12 protein-coding genes are annotated in these 12,962 nt (G+C 51.3%); 9 read left to right on the top strand and 3 right to left on the bottom strand.

The genetic code is table 11. The features are described 5' to 3' along the window. The 8 genes from ACIPDS_RS13805 to gpmA all read left to right on the top strand — a co-directional run. The coding region (locus tag ACIPDS_RS13805; protein ID WP_400736713.1) for an RHS repeat-associated core domain-containing protein at positions 1–929 on the top strand (929 nt) is incomplete at its 5' end. Further along, on the top strand, positions 926–1,369 hold the full coding sequence (locus ACIPDS_RS13800; protein WP_400736710.1) for a hypothetical protein: 444 nt from the start codon (positions 926–928) through the stop codon (positions 1,367–1,369). The genes ACIPDS_RS13805 and ACIPDS_RS13800, both read left to right, overlap by 4 nt. Before the next feature lie 340 nt (positions 1,370–1,709). Then, complete coding sequence (locus tag ACIPDS_RS13795; protein ID WP_400736707.1) at positions 1,710–2,606, top strand: DUF2167 domain-containing protein; 897 nt, start codon at positions 1,710–1,712, stop codon at positions 2,604–2,606. Between the two features lie 350 nt (positions 2,607–2,956). Beyond that, a complete protein-coding gene (gene galE, locus ACIPDS_RS13790; RefSeq protein WP_166514906.1) occupies positions 2,957–3,973 on the top strand; it encodes a UDP-glucose 4-epimerase GalE in 1,017 nt (338 codons plus the stop codon). A gap of 10 nt (positions 3,974–3,983) precedes the next feature. Further along, positions 3,984–5,030, top strand: coding sequence for a galactose-1-phosphate uridylyltransferase (gene galT / locus ACIPDS_RS13785; RefSeq protein ID WP_400736704.1), 1,047 nt, complete (start codon positions 3,984–3,986; stop codon positions 5,028–5,030). Between the two features lie 2 nt (positions 5,031–5,032). Further along, positions 5,033–6,181: a galactokinase gene (galK, locus tag ACIPDS_RS13780; RefSeq protein ID WP_400736701.1), complete on the top strand. Its 1,149-nt coding sequence runs from the start codon at positions 5,033–5,035 to the stop codon at positions 6,179–6,181. Further along, positions 6,175–7,215, top strand: a complete 1,041-nt coding sequence (gene galM, locus ACIPDS_RS13775; RefSeq protein WP_400736698.1) for a galactose-1-epimerase — start codon at positions 6,175–6,177, stop codon at positions 7,213–7,215. The genes galK and galM overlap by 7 nt, the downstream gene beginning before the upstream one ends. 280 nt (positions 7,216–7,495) lie before the next feature. Next, entirely contained in the window at positions 7,496–8,248 is a 753-nt protein-coding gene (gpmA, locus tag ACIPDS_RS13770) for a 2,3-diphosphoglycerate-dependent phosphoglycerate mutase (protein WP_035892201.1), read from the top strand. A gap of 402 nt (positions 8,249–8,650) precedes the next feature. On the opposite strand, the gene aroG is transcribed toward gpmA, so the two are convergent. Continuing rightward, positions 8,651–9,703 carry a 3-deoxy-7-phosphoheptulonate synthase AroG gene (gene aroG / locus ACIPDS_RS13765; protein ID WP_400736694.1) on the bottom strand — a complete coding sequence of 351 codons (1,053 nt, stop codon included), beginning with the start codon at positions 9,701–9,703 and terminating at the stop codon, positions 8,651–8,653. Positions 9,704–10,037: 334 nt separating this feature from the next. Here aroG and zitB point away from each other — a divergent pair, with 334 nt between their 5' ends. Continuing rightward, a complete protein-coding gene (gene zitB / locus ACIPDS_RS13760; RefSeq protein ID WP_400736691.1) occupies positions 10,038–10,982 on the top strand; it encodes a CDF family zinc transporter ZitB in 945 nt (314 codons plus the stop codon). Here the strand turns inward: zitB and pnuC are convergent. Both pnuC and nadA read right to left on the bottom strand, forming a co-directional pair. Further along, positions 10,979–11,698, bottom strand: a complete 720-nt coding sequence (gene pnuC, locus ACIPDS_RS13755) for a nicotinamide riboside transporter PnuC (RefSeq protein ID WP_166514900.1) — start codon at positions 11,696–11,698, stop codon at positions 10,979–10,981. The genes zitB and pnuC overlap by 4 nt on opposite strands. Positions 11,699–11,721: 23 nt before the next feature. Continuing rightward, positions 11,722–12,765, bottom strand: coding sequence for a quinolinate synthase NadA (gene nadA, locus ACIPDS_RS13750; protein WP_400736687.1), 1,044 nt, complete (start codon positions 12,763–12,765; stop codon positions 11,722–11,724). Between the last annotated feature and the right edge of the window lie 197 nt (positions 12,766–12,962).

Genomic DNA, 12,962 nt, shown 5'->3' with positions numbered 1-12,962 from the left:
TGCTGGACAAACTTGAAGCGGAGCTGCGTTGCAACGCGGTCAGTGAGGAAAACCGCCGCTGGCTGGCAGGGTGCGGCCTGACGGTCGACAGAATGACGTCGCAGCTGGATCCGGTGTATGAGCCGCCGCGAGCCATCCACCTGTACCACTGCGACCACCGGGGCCTGCCGCTGGCACTGGTGGACAGCGAAGGAAACATCGTCTGGCAGGCCGAGTACAATGAGTGGGGCAGTCAGCTCAGTGAGAATAACCCGCTCAGCATCACGCAGAATTTCCGCCTGCCGGGCCAGCAGTATGATGAGGAATCGGGGCTGCACTACAACCGGCACCGGTATTATGAGTCGCTGACGGGACGGTATATCACGCAGGATCCGATTGGTCTGGAAGGTGGATGGAATATATATCAGTATCCATTAAACCCTGCTCAATATATAGATCCATTGGGATTGAAAACACTAATTTTATTTGGTGGACCGACAGAAGGAAATCCTTTCGGGCATGCAGCCTTAGCTTTTAGTGGACAAGGTATATATAGTTATGGAACAGATACGAAGTTTGGATCAAGCACAACAGATTATTTGACCTCACAATCAAAGTATAGAGATACTACGTTATATGAATTGAATACAACAACCGAGCAAGAAAACGAAATGATGAAGTATATAAAAAGAAATTATGATAAAATAGAAAACTATTCATTATTTTATCATAGTTGTTCAACTATGGCTGTCGATGCAATGCTCTCTGCAAATATATCTAGCGACTTGATTATGCATACTATTACTGATCGTGGGATGCCTGCTCAGTTTCCTGGGACAATAGATTATTTAGGATCTATATTATCGAATGGAAATCCTGTTCATTTCCCACAGGGAGCACCAGTATCGCCAATTATTGCTCATTACAATCCGGGAATTGGTGTAAAATGAAGATAAAGTTCAAATTAATCATCTTTTGCCTAGCTGTCCTATTAGCAAGTATTATTGTTCACTTACACTATATGTTTACGCATGGCGAACTTGGTGGGAAAGCAATATATGCAAATTTACAAGCCATCAGCGAATCTCAAACGTCAAACCCCAATGCAGCCTCACAACAATCACCTTTGTTTATAAAAGATGCCTTTCACTATTTATTTTTAAAGTATGATGTTTTAGGCATACCAACAGGAGAATCATCATCCCCCTACTTTTTAATAGTAACAAATACACATACGGATAATAACCCCGCCACACCGAATGGCATTTATTATTTAACACATTCCAGAAGTGATAAAATATCATGTAATTACCTGGATAATTTAAACAAAAAAGAAGATATCGATCCTATCGTCAATCAGTTCCTTAAAAATAAATGCACTTCACCTTAACTTAAATATTTCACTTTGAAATTACTTAGCCTCAATTGCGATAGAATATCATCATTACTTACATTAATATAAATGAAAGAGGCGTTAGGATCGCAAAATCCTGGATGAAGGTACTTAAAAGAGTGATTTAATTTTTCAGAACACGACAATTCGGCTCACACTTGTATGCTATGCCGCCTAATTGTCAATACACATGAATTCAAATGTCTTAATATTTTACGAATAGCATTTTTAGTTTTTCTAAAGAGATCATACCTCTCCTTTTAAATAGAATTAGCCATTCAGCTCTATTTAATTCATCAGACAATGAATGTCTGAGGTGAAAACTAAAGGATGTTATATGAGTACAGCACATCATTTGTCCCGCAGATTATTTCTCTTGCTCAGTTTTTTATTCATGCTCTCCACCAGCGCTTTTGCCGACACAGCAACGCAAGACCCGCTGGATCAGGCCTACGCTAACATGAAACGCGTAGCGGTCGCCGGCCCTTCCGCGGTGAAGTTAGGCAACAAAGCCATGCTCAATTTACCGGACGAATATGTTTATATTCCGCCAAAGGAAGCCGCCGTTTTTATGCGTGAGCTGGGTAATTACGTCGAAGAGGGCTATTTTTATGGATTGGTATTTCATAAGGAAATGGATGGTTTTATTTCTATTGATTATGACGATACTGGATATATCAAAGATGACGACGCGAAAGACTGGGATGCCGATGAACTCTTAGACAACCTGCGTGAAGGTACTAAAGAGGGTAATAAAGACAGAATTAAGAAGGATATCGCCCCGATAGAGGTTCTTGGCTGGATTGAAAAACCGAATTACGATCCGGCAACGCATCGTCTGCTTTGGTCTGTGGCGTTACAGGATATCGGCAGCAAAGCGCCTGCAAGTGAACAAGGCGTCAACTACAACACCTACCTGCTCGGCCGCCGCGGCTATTTTGAACTGAATCTGGTGACCGACCGCGCCAATGTGGAAAAAGGCAAGCCGCTCGCGAAAACGTTGCTGAATGCGGTGAGTTTCAATGCCGGGGAACGCTATAGCGATTATGACGCGAAATCCGATAAAGTGGCGGAGTATGGATTGGCGGCGCTTATCGGCGGTATTGCGGCGAAAAAAATCGGGCTACTCGCTATGATTGGTATCGCCCTACTCAAATTCTGGAAACTGACGGCGATTGGCGTTATTGCGGTTGGGGCCGGATTGAAAAAATTCGTGTTCCGCGATAAATCCTAAAATAGGCGCCACCGGCCAGTACGTTAGCGTCGACAAGTCGGTGCACTCAAGCCGTGCTCGAGGCCGTTGGACGTCTCCCGTTGATAAGGCCCACCGCACTCTCTCGGGAGAATAAACCTCTCTGAAACTTGAATTTTTCCTTCTGCGCGCCTTCTGGCGCGCTTTTCTTTTGTGCCTCATCAGTGCATGCTTGCAGTCCATCATTTTCCAGGAGAAATAGCACTGAATTAAGCCCAAAATGACTTAATTACAATCTGTGTAAACGATACCACTAATTTAGCCCATGTCACACTTTTGGCTTCTCTGTTATGCTAAGGTTCTTCTATGCCATAAGCTTAACGGAGCTAAAAATGAAAGTATTGGTTACAGGTGGTAGCGGTTACATTGGAAGTCATACCTGCGTGCAGCTACTGCAACAGGGCCACGATGTGGTTATCCTCGACAACCTGTGCAACAGCAAGCGCAGCGTTCTGCCCGTTATCACCCGTCTGGGCGGTAAGCAGCCGTCGTTTGTAGAAGGCGATATCCGTGACGAAGCGCTGATGACAGAGATTCTGCGCGAGAACGCTATTGAAGCCGTGATCCACTTTGCCGGACTGAAAGCGGTCGGTGAATCCGTTCAAAAGCCGCTGGAATACTACGATAACAACGTCAACGGTACGCTACGTCTTATTGCCGCCATGCGCGCAGCAAACGTCAAAAACTTTATTTTCAGCTCCTCAGCCACCGTCTACGGCGACCAGCCAAAAATTCCTTACGTCGAAAGCTTCCCTACCGGTACGCCGCAAAGCCCGTACGGTAAAAGCAAACTGATGGTGGAACAGATCCTCACCGACCTGCAAAAAGCCCAGCCAGACTGGAGTATCGCGCTCCTGCGTTACTTCAACCCGGTAGGCGCTCACCAATCTGGTGATATGGGTGAAGATCCGCAGGGGATCCCGAATAACCTGATGCCGTATATCGCGCAGGTTGCCGTTGGCCGTCGCGAATCGCTGGCGATTTTTGGCAACGACTACCCAACCCCTGACGGTACCGGCGTACGCGACTACATCCACGTGATGGATTTGGCTGACGGCCACGTTGCCGCCATGGAAAAACTGGCGAACAAAGCGGGCGTGCATATCTACAACCTCGGCGCTGGCGTCGGCAGCAGCGTACTTGATGTGGTCAATGCTTTCAGTAAAGCCTGCGGCAAACCGATTAATTACCACTTCGCTCCTCGTCGCGATGGCGATCTCCCAGCCTACTGGGCCGATGCCACGAAAGCGGACAAAGAGCTGAACTGGCGTGTAACCCGTAACCTTGATGAAATGGCGCAGGACACCTGGCACTGGCAGTCCCGTCATCCACAGGGATATCCAGACTAAGGATTTTGTGATGACACAATTTAACCCCGTCGACCATCCACACCGCCGCTTTAATCCGTTAACCGGCCAGTGGATCCTTGTTTCACCGCATCGTGCAAAGCGCCCATGGCAAGGGGCGCAAGAGATCCCAGCAAAACAAACGCTGCCCAAGCACGATCCGGATTGCTTTTTATGCCCGGGTAATACCCGGGTGACGGGCGACAAAAACCCTGACTACACCAGCACTTACGTTTTCACCAATGATTTTGCCGCGCTGATGACCGACACGCCAGATGCGCCGGATAGCCACGATCCGCTGATGCGCTGTCAGAGCGCACGCGGCACCAGCCGGGTCATTTGCTTCTCGCCGGATCACAGCAAAACGCTGCCGGAATTAAGCCTTGATGCCCTGCAATCGGTGGTAAAAACCTGGCAGGAGCAAACCGCTGAACTGGGGGAGAAATACCCGTGGGTACAGGTCTTTGAAAATAAAGGCGCGGCGATGGGCTGCTCTAACCCGCACCCACACGGTCAGGTCTGGGCAAACAGCTTCCTGCCCAACGAGATCGATCGTGAAGACCGCCTGATGCGGGAATATTACGCGCAGCATAACGCGCCAATGTTGGTGGATTACGTCACCCGCGAGCTTGCCGATGGCAGCCGTACCGTGGTGGAAACCGAGCATTGGTTAGCGGTTGTACCTTACTGGGCGGCATGGCCGTTTGAAACGCTGCTGTTACCAAAAGCCCACGTACTGCGTATCACCGACTTAAGCGATGCTCAGCGTGACGATTTAGCGCTGGCGCTGAAAAAACTCACCAGCCGTTACGACAATCTGTTCCAGTGCTCCTTCCCTTATTCCATGGGCTGGCACGGCGCGCCGTTTAACGGCGAGGAGAACGCACACTGGCAGCTGCATGCGCATTTCTATCCGCCGCTGCTGCGTTCCGCCACGGTGCGCAAATTTATGGTCGGGTACGAAATGCTGGCAGAGACCCAGCGTGACCTGACGGCAGAACAAGCGGCTGAGCGCCTGCGCGCAGTCAGCGACATCCATTTTCGCGAATCCGGAGAATAACAATGAGTCTGAAAGATAAAACACAAACCCTGTTTGCTGAAAAATTTGGCTACCCTGCCACCCACGTGATTCAGGCTCCGGGCCGCGTTAACCTGATTGGCGAACACACTGACTATAACGACGGCTTTGTCCTGCCGTGCGCCATTGATTACCAGACCGTGATCGGCTGTGCTCCACGTGATGACCGCCAAGTGCGGGTCATTGCCGCCGACTACGATAATCAAATTGACGAATTTTCGCTCGATGCGCCTATCGTTGCCCATGACACCCAGCAGTGGTCAAACTACGTGCGCGGGGTGGTGAAACATCTGCAAAAGCGTAATAACGCATTTGGCGGTGCCGATCTGGTGATTAGCGGCAACGTGCCGCAAGGCGCGGGCTTAAGTTCCTCAGCCTCTTTAGAAGTGGCGGTCGGTACCGTCTTCCAGCAGCTGTATCATCTGCCGCTCGATGGCGCCCAGATTGCGCTAAACGGCCAGGAAGCGGAAAACCAGTTCGTCGGCTGTAACTGCGGCATTATGGATCAGCTGATTTCGGCTCTGGGTAAAAAAGACCACGCGCTGCTGATCGACTGCCGTACGCTTGGCACCAAAGCGGTCTCAATGCCTGAGGGCGTCGCGGTGGTCATTATCAACAGTAATTTTAAACGTACGCTGGTCGGCAGTGAATACAACACCCGCCGCGAGCAGTGCGAAATAGGCGCACGTTTCTTCCAGCAGCCTGCCCTGCGTGATGTGACGATTAACGAATTTAACGCGGTGGCCCACGAGCTGGATCCTATTGTTGCAAAACGCGTTCGTCACGTGCTGACGGAAAATGCGCGTACCGTGGAAGCCGCTTCAGCCCTGGAAAAAGGCGACCTGCTGCGTATGGGCCAGCTTATGGCGGAGTCTCACGCTTCTATGCGCGATGATTTCGAAATCACGGTGCCGCAAATCGATACCCTGGTTGATATCGTGAAAGCGGTTATCGGTGATAAAGGCGGTGTACGTATGACCGGCGGCGGCTTTGGCGGCTGTATCGTCGCGCTCATCCCGGAAGCGCTGGTGCCAACGGTACAGAAAGCCGTTGCAGAACAGTACGAAGCCAAAACCGGGATTAAAGAGACGTTCTACGTGTGCAAACCTTCACAAGGAGCAGGCCAGTGCTAACTCAATCCACTACGCTTGCGAATGACGGCCAGCCGTATCAGTTGATTACATTACGTAACGCCAACCACGTTGTCGTGACCTTAATGGACTGGGGTGCGACGCTGATGTCCGCGAAAATTCCTTTGCAGGACGGCAGCGTGCGTGAAGCGCTGCTGGGCTGCGCGACGCCTGAGCAATATACGCAACAGGCAGCTTTTCTCGGTGCGTCTATAGGCCGCTACGCTAACCGTATCGCCAACAGCCGTTTTCAGCTTGAGGGGCAAACGGTCAACGTTTTGCCCAGCCAGGGTGAGCACCAGCTACACGGCGGGCCGGAAGGTTTTGATAAGCGTCGCTGGGCTATCGCCTCACAAACGTCAACGGAGGTGGTATTTACCCTCACCTCAGCCGATGGCGATCAAGGTTTCCCGGGTGAGCTCAAAGCCACGGCCACCTATCGCCTGACCGATGATAACCGCATCTCAATTGAGTACCGTGCGACGGTCGATAAAGCCTGTCCGGTCAACCTGACCAACCACGTTTACTTCAATCTCGACGGCGCACAAACCGACGTCCGTCATCATACTTTGCAGCTCTTCGCAGACGATTATCTGCCGGTAGACGAGAGCGGAATTCCCCATGAGGGATTAAAAGCGGTAGCGAATACCAGCTTTGATTTCCGTCAGCCGAAAACTATCGCGCAGGATTTCTTAAGCGACAACGACCAGAAAAAGGTCAATGGTTACGATCATGCGTTCCTGTTACAGGCGCAAGGTGATGCAAGCCAGCCCGTCGCCAACGTCTGGTCACAGGACAAGAAGCTGCAGATGGCGGTCTACACCTCGGCTCCGGCAATCCAGTTTTACGCCGGTAACTTCCTGGAGGGGACTCTCTCCCGCACTGCCCAGCCGTATGCCGCGTGGCAGGGTCTGGCGCTGGAGAGTGAGTTCCTGCCGGATAGCCCGAATCACCCGGAATGGCCACAGCCGGACTGCGTGCTGCGCCCGGGCGAAGAGTACGTCAGCCTGACGGAATATCAGTTTATCGCCCTGTAAAGCTGCCCCGGGTCGGTATTAATGCCGACCCGGGATACACTAGTAGCCCGTCCAGGCGAAGCGCCGCCGGGATCTCTCCCCTCGCCTCCCTTCTCGTCGATATTTTCGCCACATTGCCGAAAGCATCGCCACATCCAGACAAAAAAATAACGTTGAGTTCACATGTGCCTTACACTGGAGCACTATTTTCGCTATGGTTATGCATAAGCGTTGCTGCCGAGCTAATCGCAGTAATATAATGAGAATTATTATCATTCAATAAAGCTTGAGGAGTGAAAGTATGGCTGTAACTAAGCTGGTACTGGTTCGTCACGGTGAAAGTCAGTGGAACAACGAAAACCGCTTTACCGGTTGGTACGACGTTGATCTGTCTGAGAAAGGCGTTAGCGAAGCAAAAGCAGCAGGTAAACTGCTGAAAGCGGAAGGCTTCAGTTTTGATTTTGCTTATACCTCCGTGCTGAAACGTGCCATCCACACTCTGTGGAATGTGCTGGACGAATTGGATCAGGCCTGGCTGCCGGTTGAGAAATCCTGGAAGCTGAACGAACGTCACTACGGTGCGTTACAGGGTCTGAACAAAGCTGAAACCGCTGAGAAATACGGCGACGAGCAGGTGAAACAATGGCGTCGTGGTTTTGCCGTCACGCCACCAGAGCTGACTAAAGATGATGAGCGCTATCCGGGCCACGATCCGCGTTATGCGAAACTGACCGATAAAGAGCTGCCAACCACCGAAAGCCTGGCGCTGACCATCGAGCGCGTTGTGCCTTACTGGAATGAAACCATTCTGCCACGCCTTAAAAGTGGCGAGCGCGTGATTATCGCGGCTCACGGCAACTCCCTGCGTGCGCTGGTGAAATACCTGGATAACATGGGCGAAGACGAAATCCTCGAACTGAACATCCCAACCGGCGTACCGCTGGTGTATGAGTTTGACGAGAACTTCAAGCCGATTAAACATTACTACCTGGGTAACGCTGATGAGATCGCGGCAAAAGCAGCGGCCGTTGCGAACCAGGGTAAAGCGAAATAATTTTCGCTGACCGGTAAAAGAAAAAAGCGTGGAATTTTCCACGCTTTTTTTATTTCGGTGCATTCCCGGCGGCGCTTCGCTTGGCCGGGCTACTTTTGGACGTAGCCCGGGCGAGGTGCGGAGCACCGACCCCGGGGAACAACATCAGCCGCGACGCGCTTTTACCGCATTCGCCAGTTGACGCAGGATGGTGTCAGTATCTTCCCAGTTAATGCACGCATCGGTGATGCTTTTGCCGTACACCAGCGGCTCGCCGCTGTCTGTGACTGGTAAAATAAAAAAAGCGTGGAATTTTCCACGCTTTTTTTATTTCGGTGCATTCCCGGCGGCGCTTCGCTTGGCCGGGCTACTTTCTGGACGTAGCCCGGGCGAGGTGCGGAGCACCGCCCCCGGGGAAAAACATCAGCCGCGACGCGCTTTTACCGCATTCGCCAGTTGACGCAAGATGGTGTCAGTATCTTCCCAGTTAATGCACGCATCGGTGATGCTTTTGCCGTACACCAGCGGCTCGCCGTTGTCTGGGTTCTGATTGCCTTCTACCAGATGGCTTTCAATCATCACGCCCATAATCGCTTTCTCGCCGCTGGCAATTTGTTTGCTAACGTCAGCGCCCACTTCCATCTGCTTTTTGAACTGCTTGCTGGAGTTAGCATGGCTGAAATCAATCATGATTTGCGCCGGCAGGCCGGCTTTCGCCAGACCTTCTTTCACTTCTGCTACGTGAGCGGCGCTGTAGTTAGGCTCTTTGCCGCCGCGCAAAATGATATGGCAATCACCATTACCACTGGTATTCACAATGGCTGAGTGGCCCCATTTGGTCACAGAAAGGAAGCAATGCGGGGCGCCAGCGGCGTTAATGGCATCAATAGCCACCTTAATGGTGCCGTCGGTACCATTTTTGAAGCCCACCGGACATGAAAGGCCGGAAGCCAGCTCGCGGTGAACCTGAGATTCAGTGGTACGCGCACCAATCGCGCCCCAGCTCATCAAATCAGCCAGATACTGCGGGGTGATCATATCGAGGAACTCGCCCGCCGCCGGCAGGCCGGTATCGTTAATATCCAGCAGCAGCTTACGAGCAATGCGCAGGCCGTCGTTAATCTGGAAGCTGTTATCCATATGCGGATCGTTTATCAGCCCTTTCCAGCCTACGGTAGTGCGCGGTTTTTCAAAATAGACGCGCATGACGATTTCCAGTTCGCCATTAAGCTCCTGACGAATTTTCAACAGACGCTGTGCATACTCTTTCGCAGCAAGCGGATCGTGAATAGAGCATGGCCCAATCACCACCAGCAGACGATCGTCTTCACCTTTAAGGATCTGATGAATAGCCTTACGCGCATGAGAAACGGTGTTCGCGGCGTTTTCAGTGGCGGGGAATTTTTCAAGGAGTGCTACAGGAGGTAATAACTCGTTGATCTCTTTAATACGTAAATCGTCGTTCTGATAATTCATGACCATTCCAGTGTTGCCATACTTATATTGGTGAGTGCAATCCCTTCAATCTATCTCGCCAGTGAAAAAGTGTAAACTGGATTTTACACCTCAGCCGAATAATAACTAATAAAACCCTATAAAATGGAGTTTTATTTCATATGAATGAAATCAAAACCCCGCCAACAAGCATAAAACGCTTTAAAGATTCAAAAAAATAATATATTTCAATTAAGCACGACCTTCAATGCCCTATTTTCATCCTGCCACCTTCGTTTGGTATTTTTGTGCGCAGAATGCAAAGATCTGCAATGATGTCAGAGAGTCACATTAAAAATCAGGAAGGATAATCTTCATGGCGCATAGTCAGGATCAACATTCACACGCCGCACCTGATGACGGGAATGCCCGTCGTCTACTGCTGGCTTTTGGCGTTACCGCCGGATTTATGGTTATCGAGGCTATAGGCGGAGTCGTTTCCGGCTCGCTGGCGCTGCTGGCCGATGCCGGTCATATGTTGACGGACTCCGCCGCCCTGCTCTTTGCTTTGCTGGCCGTCCATTTCGCCCGCCGCCCGCCAGGCGGTCGCCATACCTTTGGCTGGCTAAGGCTGACCACGCTCGCGGCCTTCGTGAATGCCATTGCTCTGCTGTTTATTATTATTTTAATTGTCTGGGAAGCGGTTAAGCGCTTCTACACACCACAGCCAGTGGCGGGAACCACGATGATGGTGATCGCCGTTGCCGGGCTACTGGCAAATATTCTGGCGTTCTGGATATTGCATCGAGGCAGTGAAGAAAAGAATCTGAACGTGCGGGCGGCGGCGCTGCATGTGATGGGCGATCTATTGGGGTCAGTGGGAGCGATTATTGCCGCAGTCGTTATCATGACCACCAGCTGGACGCCTATTGATCCTATTTTGTCGGTACTGGTTTCATGCCTTGTCCTACGTAGTGCGTGGTCGCTGCTAAAAGAGAGCCTGAATGAACTTCTGGAAGGAGCGCCACAATCGCTTGATGTGGCTGCGCTTAAGCGCAATATGCGCCGATCCCTACCGGAGGTGCGCGATGTGCATCATGTGCATGTCTGGCTGGTGGGTGAAAAACCGCTGATGACGCTGCACGTGCAGGTGGTTCCACCGCACGATCATGACGGCCTTTTGGACCGCATCCATCATTTTCTCGAAGAACAGTATCAGATTGAACATGCCACCGTGCAGATGGAGTACCAGCCTTGTAGCGGCCCGGAATGCCGTCTTAACGAGGCGCATTCCGGGCACGACCATCATCATCACCATTAATGAGTTAACGCGCGAGAGCCTCGCTCACGCGCGCTTTTCATCCACATCCGGCTACCATTAAGCGCAATAAAGGTCAGGATTAAATATTCCAGCGCCATGGCATAGACGCCCTGAAGGGTAAAGATCGCCACGCTAATCACGTTTATCACCACCCAAAGAAGCCAGTTTTCAACGTATTTACGCGTCATCAATACCATCGCGGCAATCGACAATACCATCATGCATGAATCCCAGAATGGGAAAGCATCCGGTTGCAGCACCGGCATTGTCACATTCATGCCCAGCGTCTGCATCACGCTCACCGCTATATGCGTTAGCACCGCAAAGACGGGATCGATATAAACCGTCATTAAGCCAATCGCAATCACGCAGGCCGCCAGCCAGGCCAGCGCCTTGGGCAACGGCAGCCAGCGGATTTGCAGTTCCGCTTCGTTCTGACCGGTTTGCCGCGACCATGCGTACCAGCCGTAAAGATTGGCCGCAAAGAAGAAGAGCTGTAGCAGCAGGCTTGCGTAGAGCTGGATCTGGAAAAAGATAATCGCAAATAGCGTGACGTTAATCAGCCCAAACAGGTAGTTAACGATTTTCTCAAGGCTTGCCAGCCAGATGCACAGCAAACCCGCAATCGTTCCGATCGCTTCAATCCACGACAGATCGTAGCCACCGGCACCCAGGGGGATATGCACGAGGATATTCTGCGTACTTAAAAAATCCATTTTAACTCCAGCAAATTAGAGGATTACCCTCGAAGTGTAGCCGCAAAATCCAGCATCCGGTTGAGCGGAGTTAACGCTCCCTGCCGCAGCGCTTCATCCACATGGATTTCATGCGCCGCACCGCTATTTTCCAGACTCTCAGCAATCGCCTTAAGGCCATTCATCGCCATCCACGGACAGTGCGCGCAGGTGCGACAGGTCGCCCCTTCTCCGGCAGTAGGCGCTTCGAACAGTTCTTTGTCCGGCACCGCCTGCTGCATTTTATAAAAGATACCGCGGTCGGTTGCCACGATAAGCTGCTGGTGAGGCAGGGTTTTCGCCGCATTGATAAGCTGACTGGTGGAACCCACGGCATCAGCCATATCGACAATCGCCTGCGGTGATTCTGGATGCACGAGCACCGCCGCCTGCGGATAGAGTGCTTTCATGCGTTCCAGCGCCAGGGTTTTAAACTCATCATGAACGATACAGGCACCTTGCCAGCACAGAATGTCAGCGCCGGTTTGCTTTTGCACGTAACGTCCCAGATGACGATCCGGCGCCCAGATAATTTTCTCTCCCAGGCTGTCGAGATGTTCAATCAGTTCAACGGCAATACTGGAAGTCACCACCCAGTCGGCGCGCGCTTTTACCGCCGCGGAGGTATTGGCGTAGACCACCACCGTTCGATCGGGATGCGCATCGCAGAAATCATTGAAGGCATCAATGGGACAGCCGAGATCGAGCGAACATTCAGCTTCCAGGGTCGGCATCAGAATCGTTTTTTCCGGGCTGAGTATTTTTGCTGTCTCCCCCATAAAACGCACGCCGGCGACCAGCAGCGTGGAGGCCGGATGTTTGGCACCAAAGCGTGCCATCTCCAGCGAGTCTGATATACAGCCGCCGGTCTCTTCCGCTAGCTGTTGAATCTCCGGGTCGGTGTAGTAATGCGCCACCATGACGGCATCGCGCTCTTTGAGTAATCGTTTGATTTTCTCGCGATAAAATTGTTTCTCATCGAGAGTTAATGGAACAGGCTTAGGCGGGAATGGGTAAATTGCGGCTTCTGGGTCAAACATCACGCTCATTATGCTTCTCGTTTTACTGGCTTAACGAAATAAACGGTTATTCGGCGAAGATTCGCCGTTACCACGGCAATATGTTTTATATGCTAAACAAGATAGCCGATTGCGTGAGAAAAGTCGTGGTGAATTTTGTGCCCTTTTCCCGGAGTCGGTGCTTTGCACCTCGTCCGGGCTACAGGTACCGCACAGGTAGCCCGGCC

This window comes from Kluyvera sp. NPDC087067 (assembly GCF_044745165.1).
GTDB lineage: Bacteria > Pseudomonadota > Gammaproteobacteria > Enterobacterales > Enterobacteriaceae > Kluyvera.
The sequence above is the reverse complement of the archived record's forward strand: the minus strand, read 5'-3'. Positions and strand labels throughout refer to the sequence as shown.